Genomic DNA, 23,110 nt, shown 5'->3' with positions numbered 1-23,110 from the left:
CGTCATCCGCTTCTTTTTCACTCTACTATATCTTCGTCACACCACGTAAACACCACATCTAGAATGCGATTACCGATACGTACGCGTTTATTCCATTTTCCTGTTTGGATCTGATGTTGCAATTCAGCTTTCATCTTTTCCGTCCAGTCGTGAATCGTTTCATTACCGTCGTACGGATATACGCTCGGAAACTCTTTCTGCAGTAGATGCAAGCTCTCTGCATCAAAATGAAAATGGAAGAAGTAGTTTGCTGTAAGCGATGGTTCTTGCAATCGTAAAAAATGATCATCAATTTGCTTTCTATTTCTATAGAAAGTAAAGATATTCACTTTACCGCTAGTAATTTGGTCAATTTGAATTTCGTGCTTCTCTATAATCACGTCTTGTCCACCTCGTTGTATACTATCTTTAGTATATATGTCTTTTGCAACAAAGTTAACCATTTTCGCGCGAAATTCATTTCCTTCATTATAATTCCTGTACCTCCATATGCAATCAGGATAAATAAAAACAAAGTTGAAGGGGAGCGTTCACATGTATTTCGGAAGCAAAGGTTGGTATGTAAAAGAACTTAAAAAATTAGGTATCCGTACTTATGAAGGTAAAAAACTAGAATCTTATCGTACGCATGTGTTGTCTAGTTTACTTGAGAGAATGAAGAGAGCTTCGGCTTAATAGAATAGCAAGAAGTAAACCTGAATATTGGTAAATGATAAAAAACACCTCCTAAATTCGCATACTAAGTATGCAAATTAAATGGAGGTGTTTTTATTAGTCTCACTTTTTCAGGGGCGCTTCAGTTTTTATAAAATATTTTTTGTTTCCGCTGAAACGGATACGTTTTAATCTCAGCTGTATCTAAATCTTCATTGAATAAATGAATGGCTATAATTTGTCTACAATCGTAAGTATGGTAATAATATGTTCCAGACTCCATACACATTGCACTTGTATAGATCGTATTATCTAATATACCGTCTTCTGTTATTACTGCCCCCTTAGGAACCTCACAATTCGATAAAATATGAAAAATAGCCGATATACCCTCTTCTTCGTTCTCTATACCTTGAATGTTTTGTTTGCCATACGCTGCCCGTACAAATCTTGATGGCGGTGTGAAATCTCCAGGAAGTCCCATCGATCCTGAACCTTGGCCAAAAGCACTTAATGGTACATCGCCCCACTCCGTTGGCGCAAATGGCTGCGATTTAAGACCAATATATTGTCTTAAATTTTGTAAATGCCAACTAAACTCCGGACTATTAGTCATCACTCCTATTGGATTGTCATACACTTTTATTCCATCAGCTGTCGGCTCAAGTACAATACATTCTCCCGATTTATCTGCTAAAATCCAATGTAGCGGTGGAGTAACCCCTAAAATTGGTAATGGCACATCTATAAAGGCAATGCTATCAATAGATTTTCTTAATTCTTCAACAGAATTGAACTGCGTGAGGCTCCAAGTCACAAAATCAAATGGTGCTACATTCGTTTTATTGCTATCTACATGACTACTATAAGTAGCGAATCCTGGGAAATAGAGAGTTGCACATGTCATACCAGCTTCATTTACTCCATCTGCCATCATGACCCTTCCTCCAAAATTAATTCCCATTCCGACAACAGCCTTTTTCGTTCGGATTGTTTCACCAGTTATATTGTTCCACTGATAACGCCGAGGAATGATTATTACTTCCTGATTCATATCTAATGTGAAATCCATTGTTCTCGCAAAAAGATGTTGGAAATTTTTAGTTTGTAACGTCAAACTAGTACACATGAAGAAATCTCCCCCATTTCATAGTTATATACACATTTTATAAAATTCTGATAAATACGTAAATTAAAATCTATTTTACTTACCATTGTACAAACCCTATTTATCATTAACAAAATAACCAACCAAACCAAAAATGCTATAATAAACTCAATCAAACTAAGGGGGAACATCTATCTTGCGTGGAAAACACATTCAATTTCATAAGTTTGGCAATCCAAAAGACGTATTACAAGTTGAATATAAAAATATAGAACCACTGAAAGATAATGAAGTTTTCGTCCGTATGCTAGTTAGACCGATTAATCCATCTGACTTAATTCCAATAACCGGAGCGTACGCTCATAGAATTCCGTTACCTAACATACCTGGTTATGAAGGTGTTGGTATTGTAGAAGATGTAGGAGCTTTTGTTTCTAGAGAGCTTATCAGTAAACGTGTGTTACCGTTACGCGGGGAAGGTACTTGGCAAGAATATGTGAAAACATCAGCTGACTTTGTAGTTCCTATTCCTGATTCCATCGATGATTTCACAGCGGCACAAATGTATATTAATCCTCTTACGGCGTGGGTTACATGTACAGAAACGCTAAACTTACAACGTAATGATGTTTTATTAGTGAATGCTTGTGGATCCGCAATTGGTCATCTTTTTGCGCAGTTATCACAAATTTTAAACTTCCGATTAATTGCTGTTACAAGAAATAATAAGCATACAGAAGAATTACTGCGCCTTGGTGCTACATATGTAATTGATACTTCCACTGCCCCGCTTTATGAAACCGTTATGACATTAACAAACGGGATCGGCGCGGATGCTGCGATTGATTCTATCGGGGGACCGGATGGAAATGAATTAGCTTTCTCCTTACGTCCAAACGGACACTTTTTAACGATCGGTCTTCTATCAGGCATACAAGTAAACTGGGCAGAGATTGTCACGAAAGCAAAAGTGCACGCGAACATATTTCATTTACGACATTGGAATAAAAATGTGTCAGCATATAAATGGCAGGAGACTTTTCGTCACTTAATTCGTCTAGTAGAAAATGAGCAATTACGTTTTATGAAAGTACATTCTACATATGACTTAGCGGATGTGAAAACGGCGGTTGATGTTGTGCAATCTGCGGAGAAAACGAAAGGGAAAGTTTTTTTAACGAATTATTAAATTGAGTACATTCAACTATCAATCCATTTAGTAGCATAGAATTTTAAGTAGCTTATGTAATTTAATTAAAAAAGCGAAAGGAGATTCTAACATGTGGTTACTCACGGCAATTGCGCCTGTTTTAATAGTCGGGGGAATTGTAGTATATGTGATTGGTAGCCTTAAACATAAATATAACAACGGTAACTTAGGTAAGAAAAAATCAAAAAACGCTCAAATTTTATTAGACAGTTTAATACCTATGGGAATGCTTGTTGGCTGTATAATCGGTTTAATTTTCGGCATGTTTTTCCCAGATTATTCACTTCTTGCAGTGAGTTTAGGATCTGGAATCGGCTATTTATTGGGGTTTTTCGCCTATGAAATTTATAGCAAGACAGGAAACAACCTCTCATAATCCAAAAAGAATAAGCGGAACAGTACATAGTAGTCATATACAATATGTACTGTCCTTTATTTTTGTATCAACACTATCACCTTACCTTTCGCCTACTATACACCTTTTTTATTGATTTTCCTCTCCTCCACCTTTTGCATATTCGCTTTTTTATTTTCATTGGATCTATATCCAAAGTAAAGTAGCGCACATGTAATAATAGAACCTACAATGTATCCTAAAAAACATCCTAACCAAAACATAGTGTAACCGCCTCCATTCATAATAAATTTTATGTAATATAACTCTTTACATACTCCATCGTTTATTTCTATTAACTATACACTTTCTAAAATTATTCATACCACTAATTCTCTTCGTACCTCAAATAGCAATTTTATTATTTGTCATAAAATTAACACCTTCTTTAAATACAAAAACTTCCATTTACTTGCTTTTTCTTAAGAAATAATATACTACATTTGAAATAAGCGAGCTAGTACATCGGCCCTTCTCTATTTTAACTTTAGTCATGAACAAAAGAAAAATAAAAAACCCCCTCAAAGCATAAACTTCAAGGGGTGAGCCTGTTTTTTATTTACTTATATACGTACAGCTGTACCACTTACAGCAACCATTAACATTCCATCACGAACTACTTCGTAATCTACGTCAACACCAACGATAGCGTTCGCACCTTTTTGTTTTGCAAGTTCTTTCATTTCGTCCATTGCGATATCACGAGCTTCTTTTAGCTTACTTTCATAAGAACCAGCACGACCACCGACAACATCACGAACAGAAGCGAATAAATCGCGGACAATATTTGCACCCATAATAGCTTCACCATTTACAATATCGATATACTCAATAATTTCTTTACCTTGAATTCCAGACGTTGTTGTTACAATCATGACTGACACTCTCCTAATAAGTTGTAGTTTTAATTAGCTTTCTTATGTCTTTATTATGACATGGAACACACAACTAATCTATTGAATTACCTTACAGGAATGTGACAGTTTTGTAAGAATAAAATGCCTATTATGTTTAATAAAGTGCTTTAACATTAGGATACATAAACGACTCTTTATTTTCTTTCCAGTCCTTTTCTACTTCTTTAAAAGTTGGTCGTCCTAATTTTTCATTGTTTTCATGTTTACGAAACCATTTCTTCACATACTGGTCTCCATTTTTATTTTGAACTGTACAAAGGAAACTATTACTGCTATCCTTTAATATTTTTACAATCACGAAAAGACACCTCTTCCCTTTTAAATAGCATGATAGAACTTGATCTTTTACTATAAGCCCTTCCTCTCTTATAGTCATACGACTCCTCGGCCGCGCCAAATTTGTAAGATCAAAAAACGATATTTACTTTGTTTACATTTTATTTAAAGAAATCAGAGTTATAAGCATGATGCTTATCAAAGATTTTATAGATTTCTAACTTATTATCTAATTTTGCATCTACTAAAATTAATATATTTCCATCGTAAATATATTCTTCATACTTTTTAGCATGTTCTTCTGGAATTCCTAATCCTATAAATGCTCCTATTAAACTTCCAGCTCCTCCGCCAATACCAGCTCCTCCAATAGCTGCTGCGATCGGTCCCGCTGCTACGATTGGACCCATTCCAGAAACGGCAAGTATACCAAGACCTGTTAATAAACCACCGAGTCCGCCTGCTACTCCTCCAGCTACAAGCCCTGTCGCTGAAAAGATATCTGCTTTATGTGCAGTTTCGCTATTCACTTTTTCACCCGATTTTTCTTCCAGATGTTCAATTTCCTTTTGATCTTTCGCAATAGCTGAAATGTTATCTGCTGAGTATCCTTTTTCATTTAATTCATTAATAACGAGTGCCGCATCATCAATTGTTCTAAAAACACCTACTATTTTTCTATCTACATTCATAACTATTAACCTCCTAAAGTTTTATATAATGTATCTTTATTTTTCTTCATTTCTGTATACACTAATCTTCTTATTAACATAACCATTTACGAAAAAAGCGAATAGTAAAAGCACTACAAGTGAACTACTTAACAAGTAAATTAAATCAAATGTAATATTAATCATCATTTCATTCATGTATACCAGGCTCCTTTTTATTTAAAGTAAAAGTATATTTTGATAGACTAATCTACTAAACATAGACATCTTACAATTCATCTTCAGTCAATCTCTTTGTAGTATATGTATACCCTTCCTAACCTTTTCTAAACGTAAAAAACTATACTTATATTTTTTCTTATTTATATGTTTAACATTTTTTAAAACGGGTATGTTTATATTGTTATGCTTACTATATGGAAAGGAATATTACGATGAACGCCATTCACTCTACTACTATTTCTTATAATGAAACACCTACAATAACGCAGATTCATCATTTTTATGCTTTAATGACAACATTTCAAACGAATGTATTTATAAGTAAACACGGAACACTTACTTCTATTAAAAACTTAAGCACTCTAGTATCCTTTTTCCTTACTGTAAAAAAGAGAGATCTTGTATTATTTATTTTTGAAGGAATAGATGCAAAAAGAGCTTTAAAAACACTCTTCCCTTCTTAGAATGTTTGTTATCCTCTATTCCCTCGTCTACTACCTTTCATATATGTTTTTATATTTCAAAATGATTTCCTCTATTAAAAAAGAACCCCCTAATACAATAGGGGGATTTCTAGTTTGACCTTATGAAAACTGATATAATATATATTACGTTTTTCATTCTTTAAAATAGAAAAGTTTTAATAACCTTGAAGGTAGGAATTTTTAATGAACTCGAAAGCAAAATTTAGTATTCGCTACAAAATTATGGCTGGTTATTTAGTTATCATTTTGTTCTTACTTGTTTCTTTCATTATGTTAAACAATGAGATTTCCAGCTTACAAAAATCTCGTAATTTTATTATTGATCACGATTTTAAAGTTCTCAATTTAACGAATCAAGTGGAGAAAGAGTTACTAACAATTGAAAATAAAGCGAAAGGGTTTATCATTTCTAATAACCCTACTTACGTGCAATCCCTTAACTCTGCGGAAAAGGATTACGAAAAACATTATCAAGATCTTTTTGCTTTATTAGAGGATAATCCCTCTCAGCAAGAAAAATTAAAACAGATTAACGAAAACATTACTAGTTGGATTAATAAAGAGATTCACCCACTCATTACAAATAATAATAGTAATAATGTACAAACAATCGACACGACTCAAATTCAATCATTACAATCGCAGGTAACTAACTTCCGGAGCACTGAGGAGCAACTAACGAAAAAAAGAGCTGCACAATTAGATACTGAAAATAATAAATTAGAGATTTGGTTATACAGTTTATTGTTCTTACTTTCTTGTATTTCTATTATCGTTTCACTCTATATTTCGAATGCCATTACAAAAACGATTAAAAATGTAATTCAAGCTATTAAATCCATTTCTTCTAAAGAAAAAATTACGGAAAGAATTCATGTAAATACACATGATGAAATAAAAGATCTTGCTCATACAACAAATCACCTACTAGACGAAATATCAAAAAGAGAGTGGTTACAAACTGAGCTTGCAGAATTAATTTTAATGTATCAAGGTGTATCTTCTATTGAGATGTTAGGTAAAAAAATTCTTAGTGGCATCATACAAAAAACGCAAACTTCTTGCGGTGCATTTTATGTACGTGAAGAATATGAAGAAACTGTCTACTATGTGAAAAAAGCTTCTTTCGCCGATCAAGGTGCTGATATTGGAAAACAATCCATTAAAATGGGTGAAGGTTTCATTGGACAGTCTGCCTTAGAAAAGAAAAGTTTTATTCTCAGTGACATACCCGAAGAGTTTCGTTATGTCACTAGTGGAGTATTAGAAATACGTCCTAAAAATCTACTAGTCATCCCTATCTTATTTGAGGATGAAGTGATCGCAGTAATGGAGTTAGTAAGTGTAACTGAGATTTCAGATTTACATCAAGATTTAATTCAACAAACCGTTGATAATCTAGGTTTAACAATTCATAGCATTATGGGACGTATGCGAATTCAAACTCTTTTACATGAATCACAAGCAATGACAGAAGAGTTGCAAGTTCAATCAGAAGAATTGCAAACGCAAGCGGAAGAACTACAAATGCAAGCAGAAGAATTACGAACAACGAATGAACAATTAGAGTCTAGAACTGAAGAGGCTGAGCAGAAGACAGCTGACTTACAAATTACCAAATTAGAATTAGAAGAAAAAGCAAGCGAGTTGTTACGCAGCTCAAAATACAAATCTGAGTTCCTAGCAAATATGTCACATGAATTACGCACACCGTTAAATAGTATTTTACTATTATCTGAAATGTTAAGAGAAAATCATGATAACAATTTATCCGACGATGAAATTGAATTAGCAACTGTCATTCATTCATCAGGGAAAGACTTACTTACTTTAATTAATGACATACTAGATTTATCTAAAGTAGAAGCAGGCAAACTAGACATCATTTTTGAGGCAACGAACATAAGTGACATGGCAGCCAATATGCATCAAAACTTTTTACATATAGCTGCACAAAAAAATGTCGAATTTACTATTGAGGACAGTGATACGATTCCTGATCTGTTTTATACAGATGCAAAACGGATTGAGCAAATTATTAAAAACTTATTATCCAATGCATTTAAATTCACAGAAAAAGGATCCGTTTCTTTACATTTTGATTCGATAGAAACAACCAATTTGAGTCATGATATGCAGTCTATAAGTAAAGATTGGATTACAATTTCAGTAAAAGATACTGGTATTGGTATCGCTAAAGAACAGCATCAACTTATTTTCGAAGCCTTTCAACAGGCAGATGGAGCAACGATTCGAAAGTATGGTGGTACAGGATTAGGTTTATCTATTTGTAAAGAGTTTGCGAGATTATTAGGTGGTTGGATTACGTTAGAGAGTAATGTAGGAGAAGGTAGTACTTTCACCGTATATATTCCTAACCTTCCAAATGGATTACATGATATACAGTTATCCAATTTAGAAGTCGCAGCAACGATAGAAGATGTTATTCCTGCTGAAGTTGTTGAAGAAACTATCGTTACTCCAGAAACAAATAACGTCTTCCAAGAGAAAAACATTTTAATTGTCGATGATGATCATCGAAATATATTTGCGTTACAAAATGCATTAAAAAAACAAAATGCCAACATTATTACTGCCCAAAACGGCATAGAGTGTTTAGAAATACTAAAAAGCAATACAAATATTGACCTTATTTTAATGGATATTATGATGCCGAATATGGACGGTTATGAAACGATGGAAAATATCCGAATGAACTTAGGGTTACATGAAATACCTATTATCGCATTAACTGCTAAAGCAATGCCAAATGATAAGGAAAAATGTTTATCTGCTGGCGCTTCAGATTATATAAGTAAACCATTAAATCTACATCAACTCTATTCGGTAATGAGTGTATGGTTAATAAAATAAGTGAGGTTTAGTTGGAGTGGAAAATAAGTATTATAATTTTGATCCATCAGTAGATACGGATGAGCGCACGAACTTAGAAATTGAATTACTATTGGAAGCGGTATTTAAATTATCAGGATTTGATTTTCGCCAATATGCTCGCACATCTATTTATAGAAGGATTTGTAATCGAATGCAGCTCTCTAATATCCCAACCATTTCAAAATTGATTGAAAAAGTAATTCACGAGGAAGGGGTTTTAGAACAGTTATTAAATGATTTCTCGATTAATGTAACTGAGATGTTCCGTAACCCTGCCTTTTTTAAAGCGCTAAGAGAGCATGTTATTCCTGAATTGAAAAAGCAACCTGAAATTAGAATTTGGCATGCTGGATGCGCAACTGGTGAAGAAGTATTATCAATGTCCATCTTACTTCACGAAGAAGGATTAAGTGAAAAGTCGGTTATTTACGCAACAGATATGAATACAAATGTGTTAGAAAAAGCAAAACAAGGCATTCTTCCGTTAAACAAAATGCAAACTTATACGAAAAACTATTTACAAGCTGGCGGTACACAAGCATTTTCTAACTATTATTCAACAGATAATCGTTTTGCTTATTTTAATCCATCACTTTTACAAAACATTATTTTTGCACAGCATAATTTAGTAACCGATCAATCTTTTAACGAGTTTCATATTATACTTTGTCGTAACGTTTTAATTTACTTTACAAGTAAACTTCAAAATCAAGTGCAGCAACTATTTTATGAAAGCTTAAGTCACAATGGATTTCTATGTTTAGGAAATAAAGAAACTCTTCGTTTTTCAAATATAATGCCGCATTATACCCAATTTAATCCTAGCGAACAAATTTATCAAAAAATACAATAAAAAGCGTATGAAATCCTCTGTTTGGATTTCATACGCTTTTTATTTCGCATTCGTTTGTATCATAATGAGACACATATCATCTGATTGCGCTTTCTTTTGTTCTTCCTTGTAAAACCCTTCTATCTCGCCTTCTAAATCTCCCCATTTTCTTTCTGTAAAAGTACGTAATTTCTCTTCAGCCTCAAATTCATCATTTGCAATTGCTTCAAGAACACCATCTGTAAATAATAATATTTGAGCGTTCTTCTCAAAAGGTATAACTGTCTTTTTAACTTTTATTTCATCAAAAAATCCTACGGCACAACTCCCGCGATCTAGTTCAACTACATTTGTTTCATCAACTAAAACATATCCAGAAGGATGCCCTGCATTTACATATTCAACTGTTCTATCTTCTGTATTAACAACTAAGTATATCGCCGTAAAATAATAAGGAATATTATCATTTTCATTATGTAAAAGAGTCATATATTTATTTAATTCTTTAATAACGAGTTCTGGATCAATTAAACATTTAATTGTTTCACGTAATACAGACGAAATAAACATACAAACTAATGAAGCAGATACACCATGTCCCATCACATCTAATAATATAATACCGTAGCGATTTTCATCGATTTTATACCAATAATACATATCTCCAGCTAGTTTAAATGAAGGTAAGTAACTTGCTTCAATTTTTATATGATCTTCTCTTAATGGGCTACTTAATAAGTTTCTTTGTACTTGCGTAGCTAAATCTAGTTCATTCCGAAGATTTTCTTCTTGTTCTTTATGCCAATTTAATTCTGATTTCAAGCGTAACGCTACACGCATACGTGCTAATAGTTCAACTTTATTTATAGGTTTCGTAATATAATCCATTGCCCCCATATCAAGAGCTTCGGCCAATTTATTTGCATCCTCTAAAGCTGTAACAAAAATAATAGGGATATCTTTAAACTTCTCCTCTTTTTGTAATCGCCTACAAACTTCAAGTCCATCAATTTCAGGCATCATAATATCTAATAATATTAAATCAATTTCATTATGCCTGGAAGAATCTTTTCCAAAATGTATGTATTCGAAGAGCTCTTGTGCAGAATTGAGTGATACAAGATCATGATATCCGGCTTGTTTTAAAATCTTCTCAATTACAAATATGTTAACCGGATTATCATCAACAATTAAAATGGACACAAGTTATTTCCCCTTTTCTTATTTAAAATGTAATTCTATTATCATTTTCTATTTTTCTAGTATTACATACTCAGTTACAAAATGAAAATTTCTTACTCAAACATATTTATACAACAAAAGAACAAACCCCTAGAAATAGGAATTTGTTCTTTCACTCTATAAATTTCTACTTTTAATTTAACACCATTGCTTTATCATTTAAAAGACGATCTAATTCTTCCATATGATTTGTTTCATCGGCAATCATATCTTCTAGTTTTACAACTAACTCTGTCATATTTAATTTCGCTGCCTGTTCTTTTCTCGTTTCATAACGCTTAATTGTTTCATATTCTGATTGTCTAGCGGATTCTAACATTTCTCTAACATCTTCTACTTGTTTCACTGGTAAAGGGATCGTAGTGGGGGTACCACCTAGCGTCTTAATTTTCTCCGCTAAATATAGGGCATGTCCTTGTTCATCACTAATTTCAGATTCAAAGAAAGGTTTTAACACTTGTCTATATATACCAGAAACTGTAGCTGCATTATGGTTATACATAATAATTGCTGCGTATTCTCCTGCTAAATCTTCATTCAATCCTTCGATTAGTTCTTTCACATCGTGTGACATTTTCATATCTCCTCCTATACTTAATAAGTACCCCTTTTCTCATGTTTTAAACATCATTATTTTAAATTTTTATGTATCTAAAAATGCGGCTTGCTTCAATTTACTTATCGCTTGTCTTTTAATACGAGAAACGTGCATTTGTGAAATACCTAACCGTTCCCCTGTATCTTTTTGATTTAAATTTTCTCCAAATATATAATGAATAACACTCTTTTCCGTGTCATTTAATACGTTAAAAATATCCTTTAAAACGAGACGCCTTTCTGTCTCTTCATATCCTTGCTCTACTTCACCTACAGATTCAATTCTCGCTACCGAACTTCCATCAGATGAATTTTCAACTACATCATCTAAGGAAGATACTCGATAATTATTTTTCGCATCCATAATCTCTAGAACTTCCTCTTCCGATAGTCCTAAATGATTTGCGATTTCTATTATCCTCGGTGAACGTTGTAGGTGATCTGTTAGCTCCTCTATCGCAAGCTTAATTTTCCCGCCCAAATCTTTAATTCGCCTTGGAACGTGAATGCCCCAAGTTTTATCACGTAAATACTTCTTTATTTCGCCTACTATTGTAGGTATTGCAAAAGGCTCAAAGGCATTCCCTATCGAATAATCATACCTTCTTATTGCGCCTAAGAGCCCTAACATGCCTACTTGTATAATATCCTCATGCATCGGTCCGCCTTTTGAATAGCGATATGCAATGGAATAGACAAGATTTTTATAATGCTCAACTAACCTTTCCTGCGCATCATCACATTGGTTTTGTTGGAAGTCTGCAATTAGTTTAATAACGTCTTCTTTAGTAAGATTCGTAGGTTGAGATTGGATTTCCATCATTCTCCACCTGCTCTCTTTGTATATATTTTGTCATTAAAACTGTCATGCCCTCATCATGCATGATTTGTATATCATCCATTAACGTATTAATTAAATATAAACCTAAACCATTTTCCGGCAAATGTTCTACTGGTTTACTAATATCATACGGACCAACTTTCCTTTTTAAGTTATTAAAATCAAAGCTAACCCCATTATCCGCAACCATAATTTCTAATCGATTTTCATATAGTCCAAAGACAATTGCAATTTCTCCAACGTCTTCTTTATATGCATGTTGTACAATATTTGTACATGCTTCACTAATAGCAATTTTCATATCTTCTATATCGTCATAAGCAAAGCCCATTCGATTCGCAACACCAGCCATTGTTAAACGAATAATAGCCACATATTCTGCCTTTGCAGGAATTTTCATTTCTATCTTTTCAAATCTCTCCATCATCCCTAGTCACCTTCTTTCTACTTTTTCAAAATCGGAATTCAAATTTAATATTTCTGTTAACCCTGTAATATCAAATAATCTTTTTAACCTTTTAGATACACCAATAAACTCTAGTTTTCCATCATTTTTCTTAACCGCTTTTAATAGCGCTATAAAAACACCTAAACCGGTGCTATCCATATAATCTACGTTATGAAAATCTACTACAATCTGAACCTCTTTTTCGCTTGCAATAGGCATAATCTTATTTTTCAAATCTGATGCCGTATACGCATCAATTTCACCATTAAGTTGTACCGTATAACCTACATTATTTTGCAAAATATTTATTGCCAAATTCATCATTTCCGCCCCCTTATCTCGAACTACTACTATGTTAATTACCCATAAAAATTAGTTTTAAACATATTTTTTTATTTTTATTATAAATAAATTTTCTACAGCTTTCTCGGCTTAACACGTAAAAAATACTACCAAATGTTTAAACCTTATAAATTTGTGTATATATAATGTATAAACATTATTTTTAGGGGGATCTATCTATGGAAGAGCACAGCTTTAAAAAGGGAGATTTTGTTCAATTTTCTTATCGACACGATCATGCTACAAAATTAGTTGGTTCCATTATTAATATACTAACGAATACAATTGTAGTGGATATAGGTAATAACGAGGACTTATCTCATATAGAACCAAGGCAGGTCGTAAGAATAAATAATTGTAAAAAAGTAACGATGGTTTAATACATAATAGAAATTGTAATTTCAATGAGTGGGGGTTCTTCATCCTCCACTCATTCCTATGTAGATTACATTAAAAAAGCATCCAAATTAGTTTAATTGGATGCTTTTTTATGTATATTTATCACTCTATTAACCTTATAGCTATATATAAAAAACTTAAGATTACTATTCATGATCATACTTACGCTTTCCGCAGCATTCTAGAGAAAAATGTTACGATTAAAATAAAGACGATTGCACCTAATAACGCTGGAAGAACAAAGATGCCTCCCCATTCAGGACCCCAATGACCAAATAATGCACTACCTACCCAAGATCCGATTAATCCGGCAATCACATTACCAACTATACCTAAAGGAAAGTCTTTTCCCGTAATCATTCCAGCTAACGCACCAATAAGTCCACCTACAATACACGTAATAATAAGTCCCACAATTAACCCTCCTATATTCGTTTTATATTGTATTTATCAAGCTTTGGTATGTAACCAAAGCTTGATAAACATGTATTATTCTTTATTATCCAACCCATCACTTATCTTTTGTTTCACTTTTCCGACTTTTTCTTTTATCGTTCCCTTCGTCTTGTCCCACTTCCCTTCATTTTTCAACTTTCTATCTTCTGTAACCTCACCAATTCCTTCTTTTACTTGTCCCTTTGTCTTTTCCACTTTACCCGTAATTTGTTCTTTTAGTCCGTTCTCACTCATATTTCCCATCTCCTTTTCGTAATAGATTTATAGATTTACAGGATACAAATTTAAATAGAATACATGCATCTTCTTTCTTGTAACCATTCACCGACTCTCTCTAAATCTTTAACGAATAACAAGATTTTTCCTTCATCTAGCTTTTCTTCGTAGAAGTTCGCTTCTTCCTCATTAAGCCCTAACTCCTGCATCTTATTTCTTAACTGATCTCCCGTTTTTTGAAAGACGTTAATAATACTTGTCCCAAGTCCCTCCTCTTGTATACCAATTGTATTCAAGTCTGCATTGTCTGCGATTCTATCTGTCCTTTCTTTCTCGTGTGTTAATACGTAAATATCTTTTTGGTCTATCCCTTTCTTCACTAGATCATTCGCCGCATTCATGACCTCTTTCTCCGTAATAAATTCATATACAAAAGGTTTACTATACTTCGTTTCCATCTTTAACTTCCTCCTTTAAAATGAATTATTTGTTATATTATATGTAGTACACCTATTCTCGAAATGTTAAACATAAAATCTAAAAAAATATCTAAATTTTGTTTTTGATAGAGAAAGAATAGCGTGATTTACCACTTCAACACACCTCACCCACCTTACAATAACTACCTAAATTAACAGAAAATTGTTATAATTAAACTTAAGGAGGGATACTATGAAAAAAATCATATCTATATGCGCTCTAACCGCTCTATCTTTCACTTTAATAGGCTGTACAAGCACCTCAGCTACAGATAAAGCTTCACAAGCTAAGCAAGAACATACACAAAATACCTTTCAATTAAACTCCGCAAATATTACAGACATTGAAATACTGAAAACAACAAATCATACTACTTCCAAATCTCAAACAGATAACGAAGAAATGATACAATCTATCGTTTCAGCAGTTCAAAATGGAACACCTACAACAATTACTTTAGATCAAAAAAAGAGAGAATCTGCACATTCTACTATTACCGTTACATATAAAGATGACTCCAAAGAAGAGTTTCTTGTTTGGGTTGATAATAAGGAACAAATTACAATTGCTAAAGATGAGAAGAAAGATAAGGTAGAAGGTGTGATAGTAAATATTAAAGATGCTAAAATGATGAAGGATTTCTTTTAAAATTCTAGTTAACGTTAAAAAAAGAGTAGGATTACACCCTACTCTTTTGTTTAATCATGCTCAATAAATAGACCTTTATAAAATCTATTTAAGGTCTAATTTTGCTAAATCATGTTGTAAAACATTATTTCCTTCTTGTGGGTTAAATACGATTGCACTAAGACCAAAAACATTTGTAACAACATCTCTATCTTTCGGACGAATGATTCTTACTTCATAAGCAAAGAGTGCTGGAGGAAGAGCTGCTGAACGAAAAGTAACATATCGATTAGGTGGCAATGTTTGTGTTGAAGGGTCTATTAATGGTAACAATACCGGAGAACCCGATGACCAATCAAACATTTCAACTGTTACTCTACGAGTATCATCTGGATCAACATTCATAGCTTCAACAGTAAGAAATAACGTAGCGGAATGTCTACGTAATACACCCGTTGATAAAGTTTCATTATGATGTTCAAAGCATTTTTTTGGAGGGTGACCATAGCCATAACTCATACCAATTCCCCCCTTTCATTTACAATTAAGGACAAGTATTCCTTATAATATATAATGCTAGTATTCTTTTATTGAAAGGTATAAAAGCGGATTTCTATCTATATTTTTGGATATTTTATTTTTCATTTATTCGCTCTTAAATAATAAAGTGAAACTTTATTCCAAACAATATCGCTATTGCACCAAAGTAAAACAAACTGGACAACCTAGATTTCAAACTGTAAGATTAGATGTTGGTGAAATTGGGCAGCAAAGCATATATAGAAAATAGGTGTTAATGTTGAAAATCAATAAAAAATTCGAACCAATAATTTTTAATATCTTTATGATTTTAGGCATATCTAGCATTATCTCTTTCGTCATGGTTTCAATGAATGTTGGATATACAGCTTTATTTCTCAAATCATGGATAAAAACATGGGGAATTGCTTTCATACTTGCATTTTTAGCTTCTAAATTATTACCCTTTGTAGTTAAAAAGATAATGAAAATCTTCACTTTTGTTGAGCATGATGCTTAAGAATAAAGTGATGTACTGCGTAGGTTCATTCCAATTAAAAGAGTTTATTATCACAAAAACTTAACCTGGTAAAATGTTTCAAATCGAAGGAAGACACCTTAAAGGTTGTCTTTTCTTTATAAGTAAAAAAAGCCCGCCTATTTCCGTAGGCGGGCTTTATCTTTATTACACAATATGAAAGTATACTCTCTTTTTCACTGAAATTTTATGTAATTATACATATTCATGAAAATAGCAGAATTAAAATATGCCAAAATAAAAAATGAGCTAAATCCCCTAAATAGCTATATAGAGATGAAGTTGTTATGACAACATATTTTCCACTTTCAACTTAGTTATCATTAGAATGTTTTTCTAAAAAATCAAGGATCCTAGCATTAACTTCGTTAGAGAACTCACCATTGATTGCGTGAGATGCATTTTTCCAATTAACTATATCAATATCTTTAACGTATTTTTTTCCAGTTTCAACTGCTTTTACCGAATTGTGCATTGTACTTTTTTCAGCTATAAGTGCAAGCACTGGAATATCAATATTTTTTAAGTCTTCTTTACTAAATAAATCAGGCGCTGGCGTTTTCAGTTTATAGTTACGCATACCCGACTCGATTAACTTAGCGATAGGCTCATCGTCACTTGCTTCTACTCCTCCAGAAACATAGCTTAACATCTTTTCTCTTAAAAACTTAGGGACAATAGGAACAGAAGCTGGAATAGATGCCAGAATCATTTTTATGGATATTTGCGCAAATACAAAGACTGGATCTAATAAACTAGCCGTAGCAATATGCTCAGGATTATATCTGGCCAAGTTCATTGTTGTCCACCCTCCAATGGAGACACCTACGATATGCACTCTTTCTAAACCTAATCCTTCAATTACTTCATTTAACCATTCTGCTTGTTGTTTTTGATTTTCAATCACCTTCGTTTGCACACTCATCCCAGGTTCACCTAGTAAATCTATCGTATAAACAGGCCTTTTTTCTCTTAGACCTTCTAAATTAGGTACCCACATTGGAGTAGATGCACCACGTCCAGGGAGTAAGAGTATTGGTTCCTTATGTTTGTTTTCCTCTTTAGTAAAATAATAAGCACGAATTGTGCCATATTTCGTTTTTATATTTTTCGTATCGTTAGGTTTTGGAAGGAGTGCCATTGATTCATCGTAGGCAATTTGAAAGTCTTCCTTTCCTTTTTCAGATGTAAAGTGACCAACCTTATTATCATGTCTCTTCATTTGAATGCCTCCTTTCTACAAATATATGGATGAACTTTATCTATATATTCATGGTAATTATCCATTGAATTTTTATCTTCTTTAAGGCAAGACTCTCATTTAGAAAAAAGAAAATCGTACGTTTAGATACAATTTGGCAACAAACTAACTGTTTTTTGTACATTAATAGACAACTACTGCAAGAATTATAGTTTTTATGTTTTCATTTATCTTTTTAATCAGATGAATGCTTTTTTAGTACATAATAAAGTGAAACTTTAATCAGTGGGGGGTTCATCGACCACTGATTATTAGCTCACACCAATCGGGCTTTTACGGTCAGCCCGCCCCCCACCTAACTTCTTTGCTTCCGCTGAATTTTGAGGTGGGGGTCTTACTACCCGTTAATGCGAGATAAAAAATATAAAAAAATATCCAGAAAAACTGTCACAAAATCCGTTTTTCTGGTTTCTCTATAATACAGGTATCAAATTGAAAGTGAGGTTTAAACGAACATGTTAACCATAGAAAATGAAGAAAGTCATGCTTCTAATATGACCTTTGAAGATTTATTTAAGCAGTACTATGCTTATGCTGTGAAACAGATTATATGGATTGTTAAAGATCAATCTATCGCTGAAGAGTTAGCACAAGAAGTATTTTTACAATTATATCGTAGCGATTGGAAAGGAATTAAAAATATACCTGGATGGTTGATTAAATCTTCTACTTATGTAGCTTATAACCATTTTCGATTTGAAAAAAGGCAGCAAGCGAAGATTGATAAGGAAATACAATACCATGAAGTACAAAATGTATCATCATTAGACGATGATTGGATAAGAAAAGAAGAAATTACAAAGGTCCAAACGACACTAAATAAAATGAATGATCGAGAACGAACCCTTTTACTAATGAAATTCTCTGGTTTTCAATATAAAGAAATTGCAGAAGTACTTCAAATTGAAATATCTTCTATAGGAACATTATTAGTCCGAGCCAAAATGAAATTCCGCAAGATTTATAAACAAATAGAGGAGGCATAACAAATGAAATGTTATGATATCGGGTTTATTCAAACATATATTGATGGAGAACTTTCTCATGATATAAGAAAGGAATTTACAAAGCACCTAGATACATGTGAAGCATGCCAAGATTTATTAGTAGAAATTAGTAAATTAAATCAATGGGAAAACGTAATGCTAGATGAAGAATCTGCAAATTCACCACAAGAAATCAAAATTGATATAGAACAAGCATGGAAAACATTTGAAAGTCGTTCCAAGTTAGACAACGTTTCTAATATAAATTACAAAAAACAACAAAAGAAAGGCATCTTTACAAACATGAGTAAAAAATCAAAATGTTTCATTTATACAGCAGTAGCTGCAGCTGCACTTTTCACAACAGCAATGATTCCACAAGTACAAGTGGCGGCTACAAATGTCGCTTCATATTTTTCTGATGCAATTACAAATGATAAAGTTGTAAATGAAGGAATAAAAGATGAAAATGGTATCACACAAGATATGATGAAGAATGGTAAATATATTCCTATTGATGAAAAAATTACAGATCAAGGTATTACTGTACATCTCAAAGAATTATTTATCGCAGATTCACGTATATCAGTTCATTATAGAATGGAAAAAGCTGACGGAAGTTTAGTACCATTTGAATTTGATACATCAGGATTAGATCTCCAAAGTGATGGTATAATTAATGGACAACAAGAGGAAAACCCTGAGATTAAACATGATGGGAGACTATCATTTATCCATGATGCAGATGATCGTCTTCCTTTTGAACTTGTGGCAGCAGGTCAAAAGTTAGATAAAATAGGCATCCGTGATAATGATAGACCCGAAGGTGTTGCTACATTTGTTATAACTAATGAAGAAAAAGACGTTTTTAAACAGCCTCTTACTTTAGACGTAAATATAACTAGAATTGGAAAAGTAAATGGATCTTGGAAAGCTCAAATTCCAATTGATACTTCACATTTGAAAAATAATACGAATTAACATGAAAAAAAGAATAGAACAATATGTATCTAATTCTCAGTTTATATGTTTTCTTGTTTTCGTTACATTTATTTCGTATATAGTTTTTACTCTATCTTTTATTTATGATTTAAGACCATTATAAGAAAAAGCCCTCTAAAAAAGTAGGAAAATAAATAACCGGTTTCTTAACGTATAAGGAATCGGTTATTTTGTATTTAAAATGCGTCTAAACGTACAAATTTCTTTTTATAAAAAAGAATAGACACCCTAAGGTGCCTTCCTCCGACTTGAACCATCTTAATTTTAATAATATGTATTGGACTCCCGTCCAACTATTATTTTACCACGTTAAGTTGTTTTGTTTATTGAGAAATACAATGTTTTATTTATGCTAATCTTCTGTATTAGTTCATTTTGTAGTCCGTGCAGCGGTTAACAAGAAAATAATAGCATTGATGACACCTAAAAGTCCCTGCTTAATCTACATAGATAATGCAGCATTTGTGCCAATGGCTAGAAAAATAAGCATTACTGTGTATCTATTGAATCTCAGTATAGACAACCTCCCGATGGGACTATATTTAAGGAAATTTCATTATTTTTTTGTTCCGTAAAACATTGTACTTCCTAGTGAAGAGAAATTCAGTTTTACTTCTATAACTCGCCCTGTTTCCACTCTTTATTATGGATATCTAATCCTTCTTGACCAAAGAAATGGAGAATAAATTCTTTTTCATCACTATCAATTTTTTTAGCTAGTTTAGATCCCTCCATACTTTGCTTTTTTCCTGAACTTAAATAATGAATTTCTTCAAAGTCTTTAACTACAGATTCGAACTCTCCATCATACCATTTGTTCAGAATAGATTCATATTTTGGTCTTTCATCATTATTAATAACATTTAAGTTGTTTTTTAAGTATTGAATGTTTTCTTTCGTCATTTGAAATCGCCCTACATCACGGGTACCGGAAACATGAAGATTATTCCCATTGAATGTGAGTTTTTGTAAAGACATATGTATCATCATATCATTTATAGTTTGCTCGTTTTGGATTTCACCAATCGACTGTGCCGCTTTAGAGAGCTCATCTTCACTTACTACATAACTATCTTTTTGCTGCTTTTGAATGGTTTGAACTTTCGGTTTTTCCTGAACCTTTTCTTCTTGTTTAGGTTTTGATTCAGTTGTAGTCTTCTCATTTGAGCTACAAGCAGCCATTCCCATAAGCAATGTACCGCATGTTAAAGCCATTAGTAACTTTCGGTTCATTTTTTTCCGCCTATCTGCATTAGTTATTTTAAACAGTTTTTTAATGTAAGATTTCTCATCTCATAGTAGCAAAGAATGTATCTATATATTGTCATGTTTTGTCGAAGAATAATAAAAAAGCAACCTAGATCCCATAGGATCTAGGTTGCTTTTAATACGTAAACGTAATCGTCACTAAAGAATACCCTTCTTTCGCATTGTAAGGCTCCGCTTTATAAGAAACTCGATTTGCCCCTTGCGGATAATCGATTTCACCAATTGCCTTTTTCACATCTTGCAGTGCACCATTCATTGATTGCTTGTATAGCACTTCAATTTTCTCTGGTTTTGCACTATAGCGTTGCTGCATTTTATTTTTTAATTCGGTATAGTTATTTGCGATATATTCATTTCCTAAATAGTTTAACTTTGTATCTTTTAATATTTGTTGATATGCAGGCGTTTTCGTACTACCTGCCGCAATTTTGTTTGTCAGTGTACTATAATAATTCGTTGTAGCTTGCGGGTAGTCTCCGCGGTTCCACTCATGATTTCTTGCGATTTGTTCATCTGATAAATTGAAATACGAATACGTTACGCGGCCCTGCTCATCTGGAACCGGATCATCAAATGTTGTATCAAGATGATACCATTTGTTTTCGATTTTCACTAAATTCCAAGCATGAGGTTGTCCGTCCCCAGTTCCTGTCACGAAATGATTTTCAATTCCTGCTTCTTTTAATAATTGATACGTTAATAGTGCGTAACCTTGGCAAACCGCAGAACGATTTACAAGTGCTTCATATGCTGTGTAAGCTTTATAAGACGTATCATAAGAAACATGTTTTACTACGTAATCATGAATCGCCTTCACTTTTTCGTGATCATCCATTCCAACTTGAGTAATAGAAGAAACGATTGCTTTCGCTTGTTTCATGACATATTCCGTCTGTTCTTTCGTTTCACGATATGTAATCTTAAGCGTAAACGTATAATTTCCAGATGATCCAGAAAGTCCATATGAAACATTCGATCTATTATTATTTGTATACTCATTTTTACTTGCAACTTCTTTATATGCGTTAAAAAGTGTATTCATCACTTCGTTTGTATTATTGTTTTTCGTTTTATATGGAAGTGTAATATTTGTCTCGTATGTATTAATACGCTTTTGTACTTCCTCTTTAAACGCTGTTAATAATGCAGCATCTCCTGTATCTTTCACATCGGCATTTTTATATTTTAAAGTTTTATATAAAAACTGCGCATACTGTTCACGTGTTACTGTGCCATACGGTTCAAAATTCCCGTTCCCTGTGCCATCTGCGATTCCATTTGACTGCACTGCACTAATTGCGTTTTCTGCCCAAAATGGATTTGGAACATCCTTAAAGGTATGTTTTTGTTTTGCCGCAAGATGGAAAGCATTTGTAAGAATTTGTGCCATTTCCGCACGACTCACAGAAGCTTTCGGTCTAAATTGGCCATTTTCATCACCTTTAAAAACTCCTAAATTCGTTAAAGTTAATACCTCTTCTGGAAACATTGTAGAACTTTGATTAATATCACCGTAAGGATTTTTAAACGTAGACCCATCCTTTAATACGTAACGAGTTCCATCATTACTAAACGAACCGCCTTGTTTATTCGGTACTAACACTCGATAAATTAAAGCCGCAACTTGCTCCCTTGTCGCAACATCTCCAAAACCAAATATCCCATTCCCATAACCGGAAATAATATTTTTACTCGCTAAATCTTTAATCGCAGGATATGACCAATGTGATGTCGGCACATCAGAAAAAACACCCACTTCAGCAGCCTTCACACCACTGCCATTTGTATATAACAACGCACCACCAATCAGTGATAATGATGTAATTGATTTTAATAGTTTTGTATACATAATGTCTTCTCCCAATAAGTTCTCTATTTTTGTTGGTTTATGTCGAAAAATCTAAAAATATGACAAAATATATTATACAATTAAAAGTTTTTGAGGGATATATTGAATTTTAAAATATGCAAAAATTCATATTGTTATAAGGATTCATAGTGATATTATGTTATTTTACTTGCGAATATATAAATAAAAAAACGCTCATCTGAGCGTTTCATCTATATACTTATTAGTTACTTCTTCTTCACTTAGAACTCTTCTTCGGTAATCATCCTTCGATCTAACAACTCTTTATACTTCAATATTTCTTCAGCCCCACGGCTCTCCATGCGTATATTGTATAACACTTGTTGTATTGACCTTTGATTGGTCCGTTGAAA

30 protein-coding genes are annotated in these 23,110 nt (G+C 32.9%); 11 read left to right on the top strand and 19 right to left on the bottom strand.

Going from position 1 to position 23,110, the window contains the following annotated elements:
• Positions 1 to 17: 17 nt before the first annotated feature.
• Complete coding sequence (locus ACTFRM_RS01640) at positions 18 to 380, bottom strand: hypothetical protein (RefSeq protein ID WP_173600891.1); 363 nt, start codon at positions 378 to 380, stop codon at positions 18 to 20.
• Positions 381 to 534: 154 nt separating this feature from the next.
• Here ACTFRM_RS01640 and ACTFRM_RS01635 point away from each other — a divergent pair, with 154 nt between their 5' ends.
• Entirely contained in the window at positions 535 to 675 is a 141-nt protein-coding gene (locus ACTFRM_RS01635) for a YflJ family protein (RefSeq protein ID WP_000273537.1), read from the top strand.
• Between the two features lie 121 nt (positions 676 to 796).
• Here ACTFRM_RS01635 and bsh read toward each other — a convergent pair whose 3' ends face one another.
• On the bottom strand, positions 797 to 1,783 hold the full coding sequence (bsh, locus tag ACTFRM_RS01630; protein ID WP_173600887.1) for a choloylglycine hydrolase: 987 nt from the start codon (positions 1,781 to 1,783) through the stop codon (positions 797 to 799).
• A 175-nt stretch (positions 1,784 to 1,958) separates the two neighbouring features.
• Here bsh and ACTFRM_RS01625 point away from each other — a divergent pair, with 175 nt between their 5' ends.
• Together ACTFRM_RS01625 and ACTFRM_RS01620 are read left to right on the top strand one after the other, a co-directional pair.
• Complete coding sequence (locus ACTFRM_RS01625; protein WP_075677676.1) at positions 1,959 to 2,951, top strand: zinc-dependent alcohol dehydrogenase family protein; 993 nt, start codon at positions 1,959 to 1,961, stop codon at positions 2,949 to 2,951.
• Between the two features lie 91 nt (positions 2,952 to 3,042).
• Positions 3,043 to 3,348: a hypothetical protein gene (locus tag ACTFRM_RS01620; protein ID WP_063535809.1), complete on the top strand. Its 306-nt coding sequence runs from the start codon at positions 3,043 to 3,045 to the stop codon at positions 3,346 to 3,348.
• Between the two features lie 95 nt (positions 3,349 to 3,443).
• Here the strand turns inward: ACTFRM_RS01620 and ACTFRM_RS01615 are convergent, their stop codons facing one another.
• The 5 genes from ACTFRM_RS01615 to ACTFRM_RS01595 all read right to left on the bottom strand — a co-directional run bounded on the left by ACTFRM_RS01615 (position 3,444) and on the right by ACTFRM_RS01595 (position 5,428).
• A complete protein-coding gene (locus tag ACTFRM_RS01615; RefSeq protein WP_000498629.1) occupies positions 3,444 to 3,590 on the bottom strand; it encodes a hypothetical protein in 147 nt (48 codons plus the stop codon).
• Between the two features lie 339 nt (positions 3,591 to 3,929).
• A complete protein-coding gene (locus tag ACTFRM_RS01610) occupies positions 3,930 to 4,241 on the bottom strand; it encodes a YbjQ family protein (protein WP_000637511.1) in 312 nt (103 codons plus the stop codon).
• 136 nt (positions 4,242 to 4,377) lie between these two features.
• Positions 4,378 to 4,581, bottom strand: coding sequence for a DUF4028 family protein (locus ACTFRM_RS01605; RefSeq protein WP_002023439.1), 204 nt, complete (start codon positions 4,579 to 4,581; stop codon positions 4,378 to 4,380).
• 139 nt (positions 4,582 to 4,720) lie between these two features.
• Positions 4,721 to 5,251 (bottom strand): general stress protein, encoded by a 531-nt coding sequence (locus ACTFRM_RS01600; RefSeq protein ID WP_001100102.1) that lies wholly within the window; start codon positions 5,249 to 5,251, stop codon positions 4,721 to 4,723.
• A 36-nt stretch (positions 5,252 to 5,287) separates the two neighbouring features.
• On the bottom strand, positions 5,288 to 5,428 hold the full coding sequence (locus tag ACTFRM_RS01595; RefSeq protein ID WP_001004571.1) for a hypothetical protein: 141 nt from the start codon (positions 5,426 to 5,428) through the stop codon (positions 5,288 to 5,290).
• Positions 5,429 to 5,664: 236 nt separating this feature from the next.
• Here ACTFRM_RS01595 and ACTFRM_RS01590 point away from each other — a divergent pair, with 236 nt between their 5' ends.
• The 3 genes from ACTFRM_RS01590 to ACTFRM_RS01580 all read left to right on the top strand — a co-directional run bounded on the left by ACTFRM_RS01590 (position 5,665) and on the right by ACTFRM_RS01580 (position 9,685).
• Positions 5,665 to 5,916 carry a hypothetical protein gene (locus ACTFRM_RS01590; protein ID WP_000991356.1) on the top strand — a complete coding sequence of 84 codons (252 nt, stop codon included), beginning with the start codon at positions 5,665 to 5,667 and terminating at the stop codon, positions 5,914 to 5,916.
• A 204-nt stretch (positions 5,917 to 6,120) separates the two neighbouring features.
• Complete coding sequence (locus ACTFRM_RS01585; RefSeq protein WP_173600886.1) at positions 6,121 to 8,811, top strand: ATP-binding protein; 2,691 nt, start codon at positions 6,121 to 6,123, stop codon at positions 8,809 to 8,811.
• Positions 8,812 to 8,827: 16 nt separating this feature from the next.
• Positions 8,828 to 9,685, top strand: coding sequence for a CheR family methyltransferase (locus tag ACTFRM_RS01580; protein ID WP_000429046.1), 858 nt, complete (start codon positions 8,828 to 8,830; stop codon positions 9,683 to 9,685).
• A gap of 39 nt (positions 9,686 to 9,724) precedes the next feature.
• Here the strand turns inward: ACTFRM_RS01580 and ACTFRM_RS01575 are convergent, their stop codons facing one another.
• The 5 genes from ACTFRM_RS01575 to rsbV form a co-directional block, all read right to left on the bottom strand.
• On the bottom strand, positions 9,725 to 10,867 hold the full coding sequence (locus tag ACTFRM_RS01575; RefSeq protein ID WP_000025503.1) for a fused response regulator/phosphatase: 1,143 nt from the start codon (positions 10,865 to 10,867) through the stop codon (positions 9,725 to 9,727).
• Positions 10,868 to 11,039: 172 nt separating this feature from the next.
• A complete protein-coding gene (locus tag ACTFRM_RS01570) occupies positions 11,040 to 11,480 on the bottom strand; it encodes a ferritin-like domain-containing protein (protein WP_000017741.1) in 441 nt (146 codons plus the stop codon).
• A gap of 69 nt (positions 11,481 to 11,549) precedes the next feature.
• The gene (gene sigB / locus ACTFRM_RS01565; protein WP_002182515.1) at positions 11,550 to 12,326 is read right to left on the bottom strand and encodes an RNA polymerase sigma factor SigB; all 777 of its coding nucleotides are present in this window, start codon (positions 12,324 to 12,326) and stop codon (positions 11,550 to 11,552) included.
• Positions 12,289 to 12,771, bottom strand: coding sequence for an anti-sigma B factor RsbW (gene rsbW / locus ACTFRM_RS01560; RefSeq protein ID WP_000970576.1), 483 nt, complete (start codon positions 12,769 to 12,771; stop codon positions 12,289 to 12,291). Before rsbW ends, sigB begins: the two co-directional genes overlap by 38 nt.
• Before the next feature lie 6 nt (positions 12,772 to 12,777).
• Positions 12,778 to 13,116 carry an anti sigma b factor antagonist RsbV gene (rsbV, locus tag ACTFRM_RS01555; protein WP_002182514.1) on the bottom strand — a complete coding sequence of 113 codons (339 nt, stop codon included), beginning with the start codon at positions 13,114 to 13,116 and terminating at the stop codon, positions 12,778 to 12,780.
• Between the two features lie 197 nt (positions 13,117 to 13,313).
• Here rsbV and ACTFRM_RS01550 point away from each other — a divergent pair, with 197 nt between their 5' ends.
• On the top strand, positions 13,314 to 13,514 hold the full coding sequence (locus ACTFRM_RS01550; RefSeq protein ID WP_000391018.1) for a hypothetical protein: 201 nt from the start codon (positions 13,314 to 13,316) through the stop codon (positions 13,512 to 13,514).
• Positions 13,515 to 13,695: 181 nt separating this feature from the next.
• On the opposite strand, the gene ACTFRM_RS01545 is transcribed toward ACTFRM_RS01550, so the two are convergent.
• The 3 genes from ACTFRM_RS01545 to ACTFRM_RS01535 all read right to left on the bottom strand — a co-directional run bounded on the left by ACTFRM_RS01545 (position 13,696) and on the right by ACTFRM_RS01535 (position 14,663).
• Positions 13,696 to 13,947 carry a GlsB/YeaQ/YmgE family stress response membrane protein gene (locus tag ACTFRM_RS01545; RefSeq protein WP_000522903.1) on the bottom strand — a complete coding sequence of 84 codons (252 nt, stop codon included), beginning with the start codon at positions 13,945 to 13,947 and terminating at the stop codon, positions 13,696 to 13,698.
• Between the two features lie 75 nt (positions 13,948 to 14,022).
• Positions 14,023 to 14,223 carry a CsbD family protein gene (locus ACTFRM_RS01540; protein WP_001293465.1) on the bottom strand — a complete coding sequence of 67 codons (201 nt, stop codon included), beginning with the start codon at positions 14,221 to 14,223 and terminating at the stop codon, positions 14,023 to 14,025.
• 50 nt (positions 14,224 to 14,273) lie between these two features.
• Positions 14,274 to 14,663, bottom strand: a complete 390-nt coding sequence (locus tag ACTFRM_RS01535; protein ID WP_000448804.1) for a general stress protein — start codon at positions 14,661 to 14,663, stop codon at positions 14,274 to 14,276.
• Between the two features lie 214 nt (positions 14,664 to 14,877).
• Here ACTFRM_RS01535 and ACTFRM_RS01530 point away from each other — a divergent pair, with 214 nt between their 5' ends.
• Positions 14,878 to 15,333 carry a hypothetical protein gene (locus tag ACTFRM_RS01530; RefSeq protein ID WP_000720848.1) on the top strand — a complete coding sequence of 152 codons (456 nt, stop codon included), beginning with the start codon at positions 14,878 to 14,880 and terminating at the stop codon, positions 15,331 to 15,333.
• Between the two features lie 84 nt (positions 15,334 to 15,417).
• On the opposite strand, the gene ACTFRM_RS01525 is transcribed toward ACTFRM_RS01530, so the two are convergent.
• Positions 15,418 to 15,831, bottom strand: coding sequence for a hypothetical protein (locus ACTFRM_RS01525; RefSeq protein WP_000120217.1), 414 nt, complete (start codon positions 15,829 to 15,831; stop codon positions 15,418 to 15,420).
• Between the two features lie 280 nt (positions 15,832 to 16,111).
• On the opposite strand from ACTFRM_RS01525, the gene ACTFRM_RS01520 reads away from it, so the two are divergent.
• Positions 16,112 to 16,351, top strand: a complete 240-nt coding sequence (locus tag ACTFRM_RS01520) for a DUF2798 domain-containing protein (RefSeq protein WP_000700207.1) — start codon at positions 16,112 to 16,114, stop codon at positions 16,349 to 16,351.
• A 331-nt stretch (positions 16,352 to 16,682) separates the two neighbouring features.
• Here the strand turns inward: ACTFRM_RS01520 and ACTFRM_RS01515 are convergent, their stop codons facing one another.
• The gene (locus ACTFRM_RS01515) at positions 16,683 to 17,591 is read right to left on the bottom strand and encodes an alpha/beta fold hydrolase (protein WP_000820346.1); all 909 of its coding nucleotides are present in this window, start codon (positions 17,589 to 17,591) and stop codon (positions 16,683 to 16,685) included.
• Positions 17,592 to 18,085: 494 nt separating this feature from the next.
• Here ACTFRM_RS01515 and ACTFRM_RS01510 point away from each other — a divergent pair, with 494 nt between their 5' ends.
• The gene (locus ACTFRM_RS01510; RefSeq protein ID WP_000955512.1) at positions 18,086 to 18,616 is read left to right on the top strand and encodes an RNA polymerase sigma factor SigX; all 531 of its coding nucleotides are present in this window, start codon (positions 18,086 to 18,088) and stop codon (positions 18,614 to 18,616) included.
• 3 nt (positions 18,617 to 18,619) lie between these two features.
• Positions 18,620 to 19,597 carry a DUF4179 domain-containing protein gene (locus ACTFRM_RS01505; RefSeq protein ID WP_000650420.1) on the top strand — a complete coding sequence of 326 codons (978 nt, stop codon included), beginning with the start codon at positions 18,620 to 18,622 and terminating at the stop codon, positions 19,595 to 19,597.
• A 636-nt stretch (positions 19,598 to 20,233) separates the two neighbouring features.
• On the opposite strand, the gene ACTFRM_RS01500 is transcribed toward ACTFRM_RS01505, so the two are convergent.
• Positions 20,234 to 20,851 (bottom strand): DUF6241 domain-containing protein, encoded by a 618-nt coding sequence (locus tag ACTFRM_RS01500; RefSeq protein WP_001080424.1) that lies wholly within the window; start codon positions 20,849 to 20,851, stop codon positions 20,234 to 20,236.
• Between the two features lie 151 nt (positions 20,852 to 21,002).
• Positions 21,003 to 22,736 (bottom strand): S-layer homology domain-containing protein, encoded by a 1,734-nt coding sequence (locus ACTFRM_RS01495; RefSeq protein ID WP_000288217.1) that lies wholly within the window; start codon positions 22,734 to 22,736, stop codon positions 21,003 to 21,005.
• Positions 22,737 to 23,110 lie beyond the last annotated feature (374 nt).

The organism is Bacillus cereus group sp. MYBK227-1 (assembly GCF_051916325.1).
Lineage (GTDB): Bacteria > Bacillota > Bacilli > Bacillales > Bacillaceae_G > Bacillus_A > Bacillus_A cereus.
This window is presented reverse-complemented; position numbering and strand designations above follow the sequence as displayed.